Consider the following 15,921-nt stretch of genomic DNA (forward strand, 5'->3'; position numbering starts at 1 on the left):
GAGGTCCCCGAAACGACCCGCAACCGACAGCCGTAACCTTCTGCGATGTTCCGGCCAATCCGCAGAGACACGCCGCGTGGCGAAGCGGTCTACCGCCTCGAGTTCGGCATCGAGCTCGTGCTCCTCTATACGCCGTTGTTCCTGGTGATGTACTACGGCGAGCACGTCCTGACGTTGCTGAACGAGAGCGGTGTCAGCGCGGCCGACCTCTTCATTCCGCCGCTGTGGTTGGTCGCGGCCGCAACCTTGCTCGGCGGCATCGGCATGGCCTACGACGGCTGGTGGCACTTGCGGAAGATCGACGGCTGACTTACTCCTGGCTCTCCGCGAGCCGTCGCAATGCCTGGAGTTGATCCGCTTCCTCCGCCTTCTTGTCCTCCCGCCACTTCAAGATCCTCGGAAACCGCACCGCCAGCCCGCTCTTGTGCCTGGTCGAGACCTGCACGCCCTCGAACCCGAGCTCGAAGACCTGCACCGGCTTCACCTCGCGCACGGGTCCGGCCCGACGGACCGTGTTGCGGCGGATCCAGTTGTCGACGCGTTCGATCTCCTCGTTCGTCAGACCGCTGTACGCCTTGGCGAAGTTCACCAGCTCGCCCTCGTGCCACAGCGCGAAGGTGTAGTCGGTGTACAGCCCCGCCCTTCGTCCGCTGCCGTGCTGGGCCATCACGAGCACGGCGTCGAGGGTCATGGGCCCGATCTTCCACTTCCACCAGCCGGTGCCGCCCTCGGGCTTGGTGCGGCCGATGCCGTACACGCCATCGAGGTGCTTGAGCATCAGCCCCTCGACCCGCCGCTCGCGGCTCTGCTCGCGGAGCGATGCCAGATCCTCCCACGTCGGCTCGTCCACCGACACGGTCGAGTCGATGGTGGGGGCGGGCAGGTCGAGATAGGCCAGGATGTTGCGCCGCTCGCGCAGCGTCGAGCCGCGCACGTCGTGCCCATCGAACCGCAGCACGTCGAAGGCCCGCAGCACGATGCGGCGCTCGTCGAACATCGGGAGCTGGCCCGCTGTCTTCGCCTTGCGATTCAGCCGCGTCTGCAGGAACGCGAACGGCGCGGGCCGGTCGCCCTCCCAGCCCAGCACCTCGCCGTCGAGCACCGTCCCTCCCGGCAGATGACGAGCCGCGACCAGGATCTCGGGAAACTGCTCGCCCACGTCCTCCTCGCCGCGCGACCAGAGCATGGGCGGGCCGTCGTGGGGCACGATGAGCTGGGCCCGGATGCCGTCGTACTTCCACTCGGCCAGCCACGCGCTGCGATCGCCCAGGGTGTCTTTTGGCTTGTCATCCAACTGGTGAGCCAAGTAAAACGGCAGCGGCCGGGCGATGTCCTCGCCCGCGTCCTCGCTCGTGACCGACTCGTACCACTGGGCCGTCGGGTCCATGCGCCCGCTCATGCGCGCCGCGACGATGGCCGGCTCAAGGTCGTGCGCCATGGCGATGGCGCGCACGACCATCTTCTTCTGCACGCCCACGCGCAGCCCGCCTCGGATCAGCTTCTGGTACACGTACCGCTGCCGGGCGTCCATCTCGCGCCACGCGTCGAGGATGATCGCCCTGCGTGCAGCATCGTCGCTGGTCGCCAGCGGCACGATGGAAGACTCGTAGATCTCCGTAAGCGACGCATCGCTGCCCCGTCCAGGATCGGGCAGGAGCAGCGCGATGGTCTCGCTGAAGTCGCCGACCGACGCGTAGCTCGCATCGACCAGCCAGCCCGGCAGCCCGGTGATCTCCAGCGTCATCTCGTACAGCAGCTTCGTCGGCACCGTCCGCAGCACCCGCTGGCCGCTCAGGAAATACGCCGCGATCGCCGCGTCGCTGGGGCTTGCGCTCTTGAAGTACGCCGCCATCGCCGCCAGCTTCTCGCTGGTCGCGGTCGTCGCGTCGATCGCGTCGTAAAACTCGGTGAAGGCGCGCATTCAGTCGCCCTCGCCTTCACTGTTGCTCGCGACCTCTTCCTCCGCCTCGCCCCGGTACCGCGTCGGCACGACGAACGTGTCCAGCCCCCGCGTCTCGGCGAGGTACCGCGCCAGCGGCTCGCTCGCCCCGTGCGTCACGCCGACCGACTTCGCACCGCTTGCCTCGACGATGCCCAAGAGCCCCGGCCAGTCCGCGTGGTCGCTGATCACGCAGCCATGATCGAACGACCGCCACCGCCGCCGCCCGCGCACCACCATGAAGCCGCTGGCCATGCTCGTGCGCGTCGAGCCAAAGCTCCGCAGCCATGGCGAACCGAGGATCCCCGGCGGCGCGATGATCATCGCCACGCCACGCAGGCCCTTGCGCGCCTTCTGCGTCGTATGCACCACCTCGGGCAGCTCGATCCCCTCGGCCTCGTAGTCCGGGATCAGCTTCTCGATCGCCCCATGCACGCCGATCGGCCCGATGCTCGGGTCCAGCCCGGCGAGCACCCGCTGGGCCTTCCCGAGCCCGTACGCCATCACGATGCTCGTGCGCCCGTTGGCGGCGTTGGACTTCCACCAGTCGTTGAGCTTCGCGAATTCCTCGCGCGGATCCGGCCACCGATAGATCGGCAGCCCGAACGTGCTCTCGATCAGCAGCACGTCGCTCGCGACCGGCTCGAATCGCGCGCACGTCGGGTTGGGATCTTCTGGCCGAGCCGTGAAGTTGCAATCGCCCGTCACGCCCCACGTGCGCTCGTCGGCCGGCTGATCGCTCTCGATCACCCGCAGCCGCACCTGCGCCGACCCCAGCACGTGCCCGGCCGGGAAGAACGTCACCTCGACCGCGCCACCCTCGCCCTCGACCCCGCCCTCGACCCGGAACGGCTCGCCGTACGCGTGCCCCTCGATCACCGCGTCCTTGCCCATGCGCGTCTGCAAGACGCCCACGCCCGGCTTCGAGCACAGGTACTTCTCGCTCCCTCGAAACGCGTGGTCCGCGTGCGCATGCGTGATGATCGCCAGCGGCGCGGGCCGCCAGGGGTCGATCATGGCCAGGGGTTCACGCCCGCCGACGTCGACCGCCAGCCCACCGGGGGCGGCGGTGACGAGCGGCGGCGGGGTGTTCCGATCGGCCATGCCTCAGGCTATCGCCCGAGCCGACCGCAGCGCGCTCATGCCGACTTGGCGACGACGCCCAACGGCCTGGCCTCGACGCTCGAACCGGTCTTGCCCATCGCATTCGTCCCGAACGGGAACGTCCGCTCGTCCGACCACTCGCCCGTCTTCCCGTTGGTCCGCAGCGCCCGCACCTGGTAGCTAATGCTGCGCAGACCGCTGGGCACGTTGTCGTCGACGATCTTGCGCTTGGGCGTGACCGCCACCGGCTCCCACGGCGATGCCTCGCCCTCGATCGGCTGGCAGCGGCGGCGGACTTCGTACACCAGGTTTCCGCGGCCGTCGTCATCGATGGCGAAGGTCAGCTCCAGCTCGCCGTAGGTCTTGGGCCTGATCTTGAGCCTCGTCGGGGCCGCGGGCCTGGGCAGGGGTCCCTTGCGGTCGGGCTTCTCGATGCCCGCCCGGAGGTACACCTCCGGATCGCGCGAGGCCCGCGCCAGCCCGTCGATCATCGAGCTCAGCCCGCCGAAGGTCCGCCGCAAGCCGCCGATGGCAGCCCGGTTGGCCCGAACGGCGCCGGCGAGCTCGAAGCGCAGCTGCTGCACGCGGGCGTGGGCCGCCATCGCCTCCTCGTACTCGCGGCCGAACCGCTGGACCTGGGCGTCGCTCAGGCCGAAGGAAGAGGGGTCGGCCTTGGCCCAGTGGTCGCGCACGCGTTGCATCTGGTTCAGGAACGACTTCTGGGCCTTGTCGGCTCGGCGCGGCATGTCGTGGCTCCCGGTCTGGCTTCTCGATTGGGGTTCTCGGTCGATGACCAGGAGCACCATCGGCCGGTTCTCGGCCTCACTCCAGCCCGGCTCGATTCGCCCACCGGGCACCGCGCCCCCGCCAGGGGCCACCGTGGGCCCACCGGCGGCCACCGGGCCCCGCGATCGGGCGACCGGGCCCCGAAATTAGGCCGCCGGGCCTCGGGCCGAAGCGACAGCGCCCCACCCCGAAAAGAACGTGCCCCACGCGATGGGGCGGCTTCTCCGGCCGCCGAGGCACGGTCGCCGCGCAGCGGGACGGCCAGGTCCGGGGCTCTTGCGGCCTTCGGAACGGCTCCGCAGGCCTCCAAAGCCCCGCCGCGTGCCGCCAAAGCGGCCCCGAAGGCCACGCGCGTCGCTCCTTGAGGCGTCGGAGGGATTCTGGAGGCCGTGCACACGGCTCAGCACGCGAGATGGACCGCTCCGGCGGGCTTCGGAGGGGTTCCGGGAGGCTGAGGAGCCGCTTCGCGAGCGAAGGAAACGCCTGTCCAAGCCTTCGACGCTTACGGGCACCCCGCGTCGAAGGCGTTCTGGAAGGCCAGGAAGTCGAACAGCGTCAGGCTTCCATCGCCATCGAAGTCGGCGGCCGGGTCGCCGGCGGCGAAGAGGTTTTGGTAGGCCAGGAAGTCGAAGAGCGTGAGTTCGCCGTCGGCGTCGAGGTCGGCGGGGCAGGGGGTGGTCGGGCAGCCCCAGCGTGCGAGGTAGCCAGAGCCCACGCCGCCGGCGGTGACGAACGCCCCGCCCGCGATCAGCGCAGGGCCCGCGCCATCATCGAAGACTACCAGGGCGTTGACGGTGTCGCTCGTCCCCGTCGCCAGTGGGGTCCAAGCGCCCCCGTCCCACCGCGCGATGTGGTTTGCTTCCACGCCGCCAGCGGTGGTAAAGTTTCCCGCGGCATACAGGGCCGGGCCCGAGCCATCGTCGAAGACCGAGAGGGCGAAGATCCTGTTGTCGACGCCCGGCCCCAGTGGCGTCCACTCCAGACCGTCCCACCGCGCGATGCGGTTGGCTTCCACGCCCCCGGCCGTCGTGAAGTTGCCCGCGGCGTAGAGCGCTGGCCCCGTACCATCGTCGAACACGGCGAGGTCGTAGACCGCGCCGTTCACCCCGGCGCCCAGGGGCGTCCAGTCCTGCCCATCCCACCGGGCCACGCGGCTGGCGCCCACGCCCCCAGCGGTGGTGAAACCTCCACCGGCGTACAGCGCAGGGCCCGTGCCGTCGTCGAAGATCGCCAGGCTGCCAACGCCGTCGTTCATCCCCGTGCCCAGCGGCGTCCACGCCGAACCATCCCATCGGGCGATGTAGTTGACACGCGTGTCGCCGGCGAACGTAAAGGACCCTGCCGCGTAGAGCGCCGACCCGGCGCCGTCGTCGTAGGCCAGCAGTTCACCCACCCCTGCGTTGGTCCCCGACCCAACCGGCGACCAGGCCGAGCCGTCCCACCGCGCAATATGGAAGACGCGCGGGCCGCCGGGGGCGGCGGTGAACGAGCCTCCGGCGTAGATAGCCGGGCCCGTGCCGTCGTCGAAGCCTGCCAGCGCCGAAACCGTGCTGCTCAATCCGCCCGCAAGCGGTTCCCACGCCGAGCCATCCCAGCGGGCGACCCGGCTCGCTTCCACGGCGCCGGCGGTGGTGAACCAGCCGCCCGCGTACAGGGCCCGGCCCGCGCCGTCGTCGAACGACGCCAGGGCGTACACCCGCAGGTCCATTCCCGAACCGACGGGCGACAATGCCGAGCCGTCCCAGCGGGTGATCCAGTTGGTCCGCACGCCGGCGGCGGTGGTAAAGGCGCCGCCGGCGTACAGTTGCAGACCGTCGCCATCGTCGTAGGCTTGCAAGGCCGCGATGCCCGGGTCGACGCCGCCGGCGACACCCCCGGGGATGCCGATCCACGTCGCTCCATTCCAACGGGCCAGCCCGTTGGCCTGACGGCCGCCCGCGGTGGTAAACACGCCACCGGCGTACAGGGCCGGCCCTTCGCCGTCGTCGAAGACCGACAGTGCGGCGACCGCGCCATCCATCTCGGTGTCCACCGACGACCACGCCGAGCCGTCCCATCGGGCGATCCGGGTGGCGTCGACGCCGCCGGCCCTCGTAAAAGTACCGCCGGCGTACAGGTCCGGGCCACCGCCATCGTCGAAGATCGCCAGCGCGGGGACCACGTGGTTCATGCCGCTGCCAAGCGTCGACCAGGTCGAGCCATCCCAGCGTGCGATGTGGTTGGCGTCGAGCCCGCCCGCGAAGTTGAAGTTGCCGCCCACGTAAAGTGCTGGATCGCTGCCATTGTCGAAGGCGAGCAGGCTCTGCACGTGCGCGTTTCCGAATCGTGCGCCGAGCCCCTCTCCGAGCGGCGACCACGCCGAGCCGTCCCAGCGAGCGATGCCGTTGGCCGACACGCCGCCGGCGGTGGTGAAGTTCCCGCCGGCATAGAGCGCCGGTCCGGTCCCATCGTCGAAGACGATCAGCGTCGAAACCGAACCATCCACGCCGGTGCCGACAGGTGCCCATGCCGAGCCATCCCATCGGGCGATGAAACTAACGCGGACCTCGCCGGCGTGGATGAAGCTGCCGCCCGCGTAAAGGGCCTCCCCCGTGCCGTCGTCGAAGACCGCAAGGGACCGGACCGTGCTGCTCATCCCCGTGCCCACAGGCGACCAACTCGAGCCGTCCCAGCGAGCGATCCGCCTTGCGTCTGGCTGGCCACCGGCGGTGGTAAACTGGCCCCCGACGTACAGAGCCTCACCACTCCCGTCGTTCCAGGTGGTCATGGCAAGGATGGGGTCGTTCACGCCGCGAACCCCGAACACCCCCTCGGCCCACTCCGGCTCGCACGGCTGCCCAACCGCCCGCTGCCCACCCAACACCACCGCCAGCAGCCCCAAGACCACCGGCACCACACCCCCACGCATCGATCCTGCTCGCATCACCAATCCTCCCGGCCGCGAACAACCGTGCCGGGACCAATCCCCAGCCGGCACGCCGTGCAACGAGTCAATGTACCCGATCGCGGGCAGATCCGGAAACGAATCCTCAGAATGTCCCGCCATAGGCACGCGGCTTCACGGACACCCCGCCGCGAACGCGTTCTGGAACGCCAGGAAGTCGAAGATCGTCAGCGAGCCGTCGCCATCAAAGTCGGCGGCGAGGTCACCATCCTGGAAGAGGTTCTGGAATGCGAGGAAGTCGAAGATGGTGAGCACGCCGTCGCCATCGAGGTCGGCACGGCAGTCCGCCGGGCAGAGCCGCTGGTAGGCCATGTTCGAGATCTGCAGCGAGGCGACCGAGTCGAGGGTGCCCCCGAAGTACAGGCCCGCGTGGGGCCCGGTCTGGATGCCCGCCATCGCGCCGACCGAGATGCGCGGGGCCTCGCCCGCGATCTCCCATGCGATACCGTCCCAGGCCAGTAGCCTGCCGTCGTTCGCGCTGGCGTAGAGCCGTCGGCCGTCGCCCCGGTCCAATTCTGCGAAGTCATACGGCACCACCGAACCATCGGGCACGCCCATATCGCTCCAGCCCGCGCCATCCCAGCTCGCGACGTACCGCGTCGCGACGCCGCCGGCTTCCTGGAAGAATCCGCTGGCGACGACGACCGGCTGGCCGCCGATATCGGTGGCAGCGAGCGCGAACAAGCGCTCGTCGACGCCCGTCTGCATCGTGTCCCAGCTCGTTCCGTCCCATCGTGCGATCCGCCGCGCGACGCGGCCGTCGACGCGGTCGAAGTCTCCGCCCACGAACAGTGCCGGGCCCCGGCCGTCTTCGGCGGCCAGGAGATCGAACACCCTTCGATTGATCGAGCCCTCGGTGCGTCGCCAGGCGGCTCCGTCCCAACGGGCCAACGGGCCGAGGAACTCGGCGCCCGAGCGATCGAACTCGCCCCCGGCAAACAGCGTCGGCCCGCTCCCGTCGTCGAACACTTCCAGGGCGTAGACGGTGTCATCGAATCCCTCGCCGACGGGGTGCCATTGATCACCGTCCCATCGTGCGACGCGAAGGGTCTCCCGGCCGCTTGCCGAGCCAAACTCGCCGGCGACGTGCAGTTGCGGCCCGTCGCCGGCATCGAACATGGTCATGTCGTACACCCGGGAGATGCGGACCGTGCCACCCGCATGCACGCCGCCGTCGAGCGAAACGAACCGCTGGCCATCCCACATGGCAACGCTCATCGAGGCGATCCCGCCAGCGGATTCGAAGCTGCCGCCGATGTAGACCACCGCGTCGGCACCCTCGCCGTGGACGACCATCGACACCACGGAGTCGTTGGGTCCACCCCCGAGCGCCGACCACTGCCCCTCTTTCCAACGGGCGATCGAGTATGCACCCACGGGTCGGTCCCCGGGCAGGTCGCCGTCCCATCGCCGACCCGCCTCGCGAAAGGAGCCGTAGGCGTACAGGGCTGGCCCTTGGCCATCGTCGTGGACGACGCCACCGACGACGGTGTGGGGGTAGGGCGTGGTTGATTGCACGCCGTGTTCGACGCCCAGCCACTGGGTGCCGTCCCAGCGAGCGATCTTGAAACTCCGGATGCCGTCGACAGAGGTGAAGTCACCGGTGACGTACATGTGCGGGCCGTTCCCGTCGTCGAAGGGCACGAAGCCGCGAACCAGGCTGTTTGGTCCAGCCGTGCCGCTGGGCGTCGACCATGCCGCACCGTCCCAGATGGCCACGTGGGAAGCCTGCTCGCCGCCCGCCTCGTAGATGAACCCGCCGGCCCAGAGCTTCGGCCCGCTGCCGTCATCGAAAATGGCGATGTCCAGGACGTTCGTTGTGTCCAGCCCGTCGCCCACCTGCGACCACGCCGCGCCGTCCCAGCTTGCGATGCCGGGGATGGGTCGCCCGTCGACCGTCCGGAACCAGCCGGCCGCGTAGAGCACAGGCCCTTCGCCGTGGTCGTAGACCTCGAAGTCGTATACGGCTCGGTCGAACTCGGCACCAACGTCCTGCCAGTTGCTGCCGTTCCAGGCGGCCGCGTTTCGGATCGGCTTGCCGCCGGCCGAGGTGAAGCTCCCGCCCGCGTACAGCACCGGGCCCTCGGGCCCATCGAGGCTCTTGAGCGTGTTCACCCAGCCGCGAACGCCCTCGCCAACGGCGGACCAGGTCTGGCCATCCCACCGCGCGATGTTCCCCGTGTCGATGCCCCCGGCCGTCGTGAAGGAGCCGCCAACGTAGAGCGCAGGCCCGGAGCCATCATCATGCACGACCGCACAGAACGGTCGGTTGTTCATCTCGTTGTCGACCGATTGCAGCGTGGCGCCGTCCCAGCGGGCGAAGTAACGACCGTCGCTGCACCCCACGGAAAGAAAGTCTCCCACGAGGTACAAGGCCGGCCCGGACCCGTCATCGAACGTGACCGCCTCGTAGACGAGTCCGCTCGCTCCCGGCGGACAGAACAAGCCATCGACGTAGCCCGGCTCGCAGTCCTGGGCCACCAGCGGCATAGCCACAAGCATGGCTACGAACGCCGCGATCCACCGGGCCGGCGTACGCCAACGATCTGCTTGAAGTGCGTGCTTCATGCCTGTCCTCCGTACATTGGTCCGTGCTTCAGTCGCACCCGGCGTCGAACGCGTCCTGGAACGCCAGGAAATCCATGACGGTCAGCTCGCCGTCGCCATCGAAGTCGGCTTGCGGATCGCCAACGCGGTAGAGGTTGATGAAGGCCAGGAAGTCGAAGACCGTCAGCCGGCCGTCGGCGTCCAGGTCGGTCCGGCACGGCTCGACGCAGCCCCAGCGGGCGATGTTGGACGACGCCAGGCCGCCCGCGGTGGTGAACTCGCCGCCGGCGAACAGGGCCGGGCCATGGCCGTCGTCGAAGGCCGCCAGCGCGCCGACCGCGGGCACCGGCCGGCCGCCCACGCCCGCGTCGCCCGCGGGGCCGACGAGCCCGGTCCAGCGCAGGCCGTCCCAGCGGGCGATGCCGCTGGCCGGCACCCCGCCCGCGGTGGCAAAGCCGCCACCGGCGAACAGGGCCTGGCCGCGGCCGTCGTCGGCGACCGCCAGCACGCGGGCCACCGAGAAGCTCAGCCCATCGCCCAGCGGCTCCCAGGTGCTCCCATCCCAGCGTGCCACGGAGCGGGCTGGCACGCCCGAGCCGGAGCCCCCACCTGGGCCCCGTTGGCCGCCGGCGGTGTCGAAGCTGCCGATGGCGTACAACGCCTCGCCCCGGCCGTCGTCGTAGACCGCCAGGCCGCGCACGCGGTTTTCCATGCCGCCGCCGACCTGCGTCCACGAAGTGCCGTCCCAGCGTGCCAGGTAGAACGCCTGCACACCGCCGGCGGCCGTGAAGCCGCCGCCCGCGTACAGCGCCGGGCCGGTCCCGTCGTCGTAGACCGCCAGGGCGAGCACTCCGCCGTTCAGCCCCGAGCCGAGTGGCGCCCAGGCGTCGCCATCCCACCGCGCGATGTTGTTGGCGGGGACGCCGCCTGCGTTGATGAACTCGCCGCCCACGTACAGGGCCGGTCCCGAGCCATCATCGAACACGGACAGCGCCTGGCCCGTGCCGCGCTGGCCGCGATCGCGCGTCAGGCCCTCGCCGAGCGGTGACCACGAGGCCCCGTCCCACCGCGCGATGGCGTTGGCGCGCTGCCCGCCGGCCTCGTCGAAGCGGCCCGTGGCGAACAGGGCCGGGCCGGCGCCGTCGTCGAAGCCGGCGATGGCGAAGACGCTGGAGTTCATGCCCATCCCCAGCGGCGACCATGCCGTTCCGTCCCATCGCGCGATGTGGTTGGCCGCCACGCCGCCGGCGTACTCGAACTCGCCGCCGGCGAACAGGGCGGCGCCGTCCGCGAGTTCGACGGCCGCCAGGGCCCAGACCTCGCGTTGCAGGCCCGCGCCGCGGTCGAGGCCCGGGGCCGGGCCCCACCCAACGCCGTCCCACTGCGCGACGCTCGCGGCCCGCACGCCGCCGGCCTCCTCGAAGAAGCCGCCCACCAGCAGCACGCGGCGCCCACCAAGGTCGAAGCTCGCCAGCGCATCGGCCCGCGTATACGAGCCGAAACCGGTCAGGCCCGTGCCCAGGGCCTCCCAGCTATCGCCTTCCCACCGGGCCACGCCGCGGGCGAGTTCGCCGCCGGCGGACGTGAGCTCACCGACGACGTAGAGCGCCGGGCCGCGGCCGTCGTCGTGGGCGTGCATGGCCACGACCGGCTCTTCGCGCCCGCCGCCCACGCCCTGGCCGCCCGGACCGGCCAGGGGCGACCACCGCCGTCCGTCCCACTTGGCCACGTTCGCGGCCTCGATGACCCCCGCCCGCCAGAACGAGCCACCCGCGTACAGCGCCGGACCGCGGCCGTCGTCGAAGACCGCCAGGGCGGCGCCGTCGCCATTGAGCCCGTTGCCGGGCCCCTGGAAGTCGACGCCGTCCCAGCGCACGATGCGGTTGGCCGCGCGGCCGCCCGCGCGCAGGAAGCGGCCGGTGGCGAAGAGCGCCGGCCCATCGCCATCGTCGAAGACCACGAGGTCGCGCACTTCGCCGTCGATACCCTGGCCGTCGGGGCCCGCGAGCGCTTCCCACGCCGAGCCGTCCCACCGCGCGATGTTGCTCGCGGCGTCGCCGCCCGCGGTGGTGAAGCGCCCGCCCACGTAGAGCGCCGGGCCCCGGCCGTCGTCGTAGACCGCCATGGCGTAGGCCAGGCCGCCCAGGCCGGCGCCCAGCGCTTCCCAGCGCTCGCCGTCCCAGCGCGCGATGAAGTTGACGCGCTCGCCGCCGATGCTCGAGAAGCCGCCGCAGGCATAGAGCGCTTCGCCTCGCCCGTCGTCGTAGACCGCCAGGTCGTACACCGCGGCGAAGTCGTCGTCGACCCCCGAGCCAAGCGACGACCATTGGCGGCCGTCGTATCGCGCGATGTTCCGCGCAGCGGCCCCGCCCAGCGCGGTGAACTGCCCGCCCACGTACACCGCGGGCCCGGTGCCATCATCGAAAGCCAGCATCGCACGCACGGGCCGGTCGGCCCCGGGCAGAAAGAACGCTTCGGACCATTTGGGCTCGCACGCCTGCGCGGCCGACCGATCGGTGGCCAGCAGCAGGGCTAACAGGCCCACCAGCGCCAGCGACGCACCCCCACGCATCGATCCTGCTCGCATCACCAGCCCTCCCGGCCGCAGATCGCCGTGCCGGGACCAATCCCCAGCCGGCACACCGCGCAAGTGGTCAATATACCCGATCGCGGTCGGATCGAGAATTGACTTCTTCGAACATGCGGCGTCGCAGACGAACGGCCATGGGCACCAGGCGTCGAACGTGTTCTGGAACGTCCGGGAGCGGAGTGTTCGGTCACCCGCCGACCATCCGCCCTCCCAGGCTCAACCCACTCGCCGACACCACCTCCACCGGCACGATCCGGCCGATCAGGCCCCTGGCTTCCGCCGCGTCGCGCGCGTCGAAGTGGATGATCAGGTCGCCGTCGCTGCGGCCGGTGACCTGCACGGGGCCCTCGCCATACTCGATCTCGTCGACGACCGGCGCCGTCGCGACGGCCGAGCCGCCGATGGTCACCTCGATTGTCCGCGGCTTGCGCGCCGCGTTGGTCAGGCCCGAACTCTTGAGCTGCTTCTGGCTCAGGCCCTCGACCAGCACGTCGAACGTCTGGCCGATCTGCTCGCGGCCGATGGCCTCGCCGATGCGCGCCTGCACCGCCAAGAGGTGGTTGTTCCGCTCGCGCTTCACCGCATCGGGCACGTCGTCGGGGATGCGGTCGTACGCGACCGTGCCCGGCCGGGGCGAGTACTTGAAGATGAAGCAGTTCTTGTAGCGCGATTGCTCCAAGAGCCGCACCGTGCCCTCGTAGTCCTCGTCGGTCTCGCCCGGGAAGCCCACGATGATGTCGCCGCTGAGCATGAGCGGGCGGCCGATCTCCGGCTGGTGCAGGAACTGCCGGGCCCGATCGAGGAACTCGAGGTACTCGCCCACGGTGTAGCCACGGTTCATGCGCTTGAGCACCGTGTCGCTGCCGCTCTGGGCGGGCACGTGCAGGTAGCGGCAGAGGCGCTCGCTGTCGCGCATGACCTCGAGCACGTCGTTGCCGAAGTCGCGCGGGTAGCTGGTCACGAACCGCAATCGCTGGATGCCCGGCACCTGCTCGTGGATCTGGTGCAAGAGGTCGGCGAAGGTCGTCACGCGCTCGCCCGCGAAGGCATCTCGATGGTGGCTGCCCTTGTACGTCCGGCCCTTCTGGGGCTGGGTCACCCCGCCAACGCTCACCGATGCCCCGTGCTCGAAGCGGTAGTGGTTCACCGTCTGGCCCAGCAGCGTGACCTCGACGACACCCGCGTCGGCCAGCCGCTTGCACTCGTCGATGATGTGCTCTGGCGGGCGGTGGATCTCGGCCCCGCGCGTGAACGGCACCACGCAGTACGTGCAGAACTTGTTGCAGCCGCGGGTGATGCGGACGTACGCGCTGCGGTGACTGCCGTCGGCATCCACCGGCGAGATCGCCCGAGACAGGTCGAGCAACTCGAGCTGGTCTTCCGCCGCCGCCAGCGTCGCGCTCCGGCGGCTCGTGTTGCCCTGCAGCGCTGCCTGGCAGGCCGATTGGTCGCCGTTCAGCGATGCCCGCGTCCGCACGGCGTTGTCCAGCAGCTCCGGCAGCTTGTCGAGCTCGCCCGGCCCGCACATCACGTCGACCACCGGCATCCGCTTCATCAGGTCGGCGCCGTCGCGCTCGGCCATGCAGCCCAGGACGCCCACGACGAGGCCGGGCCGCGTCTTCTTCGTCCGCTTGAGCTCGCCCAGCCGGCTCCACACCTTTTGCTCGGCCTGCTCGCGCACCGAGCACGTGTTGTAGAGCAACACGTCGGCCTGGTCGGCCTCGCGCGTCATGGCATAGCCGAGCTGGGCCAGTCGGCCGGCCACCAGCTCGCTGTCCAGTTCGTTCATCTGGCAGCCGAAGGTCTCGAGGTACACGCGGGGCATAGGCCGGCATCGTACGCGCCCCGCCCGCCGTCCGAACTACCATGGCACGCCCATGTTCAAGCTGGCCGGCGCCATCTTCGATCGCATCCGCCGCCTCGCGCTGGCCGATAAGGCGCTGGTCCTCTTCGGGGCCGCGCTGGTGCTCATCATTGTGATCGCCCTGGGCGTGGCGTGGCTGCGCATGAGCGCGCTCGTCACCAGCGGCGAGCTCCAGCTCAGCCGCCAGAAGGTCGACAGCTGGCGCGCCGCCGGCGGCGGAGACCTGCCCCCGCCCGGCGAGGCCACCGACCGCCTGGGCATCGTCGCCACGTGGCACACCGTCGAGTCCGCACGTCAGCATGCTGAGGACGATCCCTTCCTCCGCCGCGCCCTCGAACGCTTCCTCCGCGAGGGCCAGCCCAACCCCGAGCTGCGCGATCATCGCTGGCGGTACGAGTCGGGCATCCTCACCCGTACCGAGCGCACCGAGCGCTACGCCCGCGCCATCCGCGGCCCGTCCATTCCCTCGACCGACCCCGAGCAGCCCGCCACCCCCGGCCAGCTCGAGGGCATCATCACGCTCGAGCGCCCCGCCGAGGGCGCCGCCTGGCTGATGGCCGTCAACGCCATCTACCTGCTCAACGCCGGTGCCGCCGTGCTCGCCGTCGCCGTCACGCTGTTCTACCTGCTGCTGCACCGCATCATCCTGAAACCCGTCGAGGTGCTCCGCCGCGCCGCCGACCGCGTGCGCGAGGGCGACCTGGCCCACCGCGTGGACGTCGGCACACGCGACGAGTTCGAGGAGCTCGCCAATGCCTTCAACGCCATGCTCATCGCGCTCCAGGCCAACGAGCAGCGCCTCCGCGCCGCCGGCAGCGCCCTGGAAAGCCGCGTAAGCGAGCTGGCCGAGGCCAACAAGATCCTCTTCGACGCCAACCGCCTGAAGAGCGACTTCCTGGCCAACGTGAGCCACGAACTGCGCACGCCGCTGAATTCGATCAACGGCTTCGCCGAGTTGCTCCTCGAGATCGCCCAGTCGAGCGAGCAGGGCGTCGCCGAGACGCCCGAGCAGCGCGCCAAGCGCCTGCGTTACTTGCAGTACATCCACACCGCCGGGCGAGACCTCCTCGAGATGATCAACGGCCTTCTCGAGATGGCCAAGCTCGAGGCCGGCCGGTTCGAGCTGCACGTCCAGCCCGTCAGCGTGCCCGCGCTCTGCGAAACGCTCGTCGGTTTGGTGGACCCGCTGGCCCAACGCCGGCAGATCGAGCTCGTCCAGCACGTCGAGCGCGACCTGCCGCTCATCGAGACCGATCCCAAGAAGCTCCAGCAGGTGGTCTTCAACTTCCTGTCCAACGCCGTGAAGTTCACCGGGGCCCCGGGCTCCACCGGCCCGATGCGTGTCGAGCTGCGGGCCGAGCGGTTGTCCGACGTGAGCGGCGTCGACCGCGTCCGCATCAGCGTGATCGACAACGGCCCGGGCATCTCGCCGGAAGACCAGGAACGCGTCTTCGAAAAGTTCACGCAGGTCGACGCGAGCCGGACACGCGAGCACGCGGGAACCGGGCTGGGCCTGGCCATCGCGCGCGAGCTCGCCGGCGTGCTGCAGTGCGAGATCCAACTCGTCTCGGACGTCGGCCGGGGCTCGATGTTCAGCGTGATCGTGCCGCTGAGGCTCGACCTCCAGCTCGTCGAGGAACGCCGCGCCGAGGCGCAATTCCGCGATCGATTGGCCGGCCGGCGGGACTGGGCAAGCCCCGTCCCCGCATCGCAGGAAGACGCGAGCCGCGAGGCCTAGCGGGCCGCGCCGCCGCGGAGCACCGCGTTCTCGATGTGCCGCACTTCCGCGCGCGGACCCAGCAACCGCCGCGGCACGAACTCCACCGCGACGACGTCGATCCGCCGCGGCCGGCCCTCCCAGCCGTTGGCACGCACGAGGTGCTCCAGGATGCGAGCGAGCCGCTGCCGCTTGACCAAGGTGACCGACGCCTCGGGCGGTGGCGCGTTCACGCGGAAACGGCGGGCCTTCACCTCGACCACGACAACGCAGCCGTCGGGCGCTTCGCACAGCAGGTCGGCTTCGCCGTATCGAGTCTCTAGGTTCCGGCCCAAGACGCGAAAGCCCCGCCGGCGCAGGTGACGCGCGGCCGCTCGCTCGCCCTTCGGCCCCAGCTTATCGCGTCGCCCCACACGCACGCGGCTTGCTC

The 15,921-nt window shown here is 70.4% G+C and carries 10 protein-coding genes; 2 read left to right on the forward strand and 8 right to left on the reverse strand.

Annotated features, from left to right (window positions below):
* Positions 1-45: 45 nt before the first annotated feature.
* Entirely contained in the window at positions 46-309 is a 264-nt protein-coding gene (locus RIA68_00810; protein MEQ8315970.1) for a hypothetical protein, read from the forward strand.
* Between the two features lies 1 nt (position 310).
* Here RIA68_00810 and RIA68_00815 read toward each other — a convergent pair whose 3' ends face one another.
* The 7 genes from RIA68_00815 to RIA68_00845 all read right to left on the reverse strand — a co-directional run bounded on the left by RIA68_00815 (position 311) and on the right by RIA68_00845 (position 13,735).
* A complete protein-coding gene (locus RIA68_00815; GenBank protein ID MEQ8315971.1) occupies positions 311-1,921 on the reverse strand; it encodes an ATP-dependent DNA ligase in 1,611 nt (536 codons plus the stop codon).
* Positions 1,922-3,043, reverse strand: coding sequence for a ligase-associated DNA damage response exonuclease (locus RIA68_00820; GenBank protein MEQ8315972.1), 1,122 nt, complete (start codon positions 3,041-3,043; stop codon positions 1,922-1,924).
* A gap of 35 nt (positions 3,044-3,078) precedes the next feature.
* Positions 3,079-3,789 (reverse strand): hypothetical protein, encoded by a 711-nt coding sequence (locus tag RIA68_00825; GenBank protein ID MEQ8315973.1) that lies wholly within the window; start codon positions 3,787-3,789, stop codon positions 3,079-3,081.
* Positions 3,790-4,331: 542 nt separating this feature from the next.
* Positions 4,332-6,752, reverse strand: a complete 2,421-nt coding sequence (locus RIA68_00830; GenBank protein ID MEQ8315974.1) for a GC-type dockerin domain-anchored protein — start codon at positions 6,750-6,752, stop codon at positions 4,332-4,334.
* A gap of 135 nt (positions 6,753-6,887) precedes the next feature.
* Positions 6,888-9,341, reverse strand: a complete 2,454-nt coding sequence (locus RIA68_00835) for a GC-type dockerin domain-anchored protein (GenBank protein MEQ8315975.1) — start codon at positions 9,339-9,341, stop codon at positions 6,888-6,890.
* A gap of 28 nt (positions 9,342-9,369) precedes the next feature.
* Positions 9,370-11,907 carry a GC-type dockerin domain-anchored protein gene (locus RIA68_00840; protein ID MEQ8315976.1) on the reverse strand — a complete coding sequence of 846 codons (2,538 nt, stop codon included), beginning with the start codon at positions 11,905-11,907 and terminating at the stop codon, positions 9,370-9,372.
* 190 nt (positions 11,908-12,097) lie between these two features.
* Positions 12,098-13,735: a MiaB/RimO family radical SAM methylthiotransferase gene (locus RIA68_00845; protein ID MEQ8315977.1), complete on the reverse strand. Its 1,638-nt coding sequence runs from the start codon at positions 13,733-13,735 to the stop codon at positions 12,098-12,100.
* A gap of 52 nt (positions 13,736-13,787) precedes the next feature.
* Here RIA68_00845 and RIA68_00850 point away from each other — a divergent pair, with 52 nt between their 5' ends.
* Positions 13,788-15,512 (forward strand): ATP-binding protein, encoded by a 1,725-nt coding sequence (locus RIA68_00850; protein MEQ8315978.1) that lies wholly within the window; start codon positions 13,788-13,790, stop codon positions 15,510-15,512.
* On the opposite strand, the gene RIA68_00855 is transcribed toward RIA68_00850, so the two are convergent.
* Positions 15,509-15,910, reverse strand: a complete 402-nt coding sequence (locus RIA68_00855) for a YraN family protein (protein ID MEQ8315979.1) — start codon at positions 15,908-15,910, stop codon at positions 15,509-15,511. The genes RIA68_00850 and RIA68_00855 overlap by 4 nt on opposite strands.
* Positions 15,911-15,921: the final 11 nt, after the last annotated feature.

This window comes from Phycisphaerales bacterium (assembly GCA_040217175.1).
In the GTDB taxonomy this organism is placed as follows: Bacteria; Planctomycetota; Phycisphaerae; order Phycisphaerales; family UBA1924; genus JAHCJI01.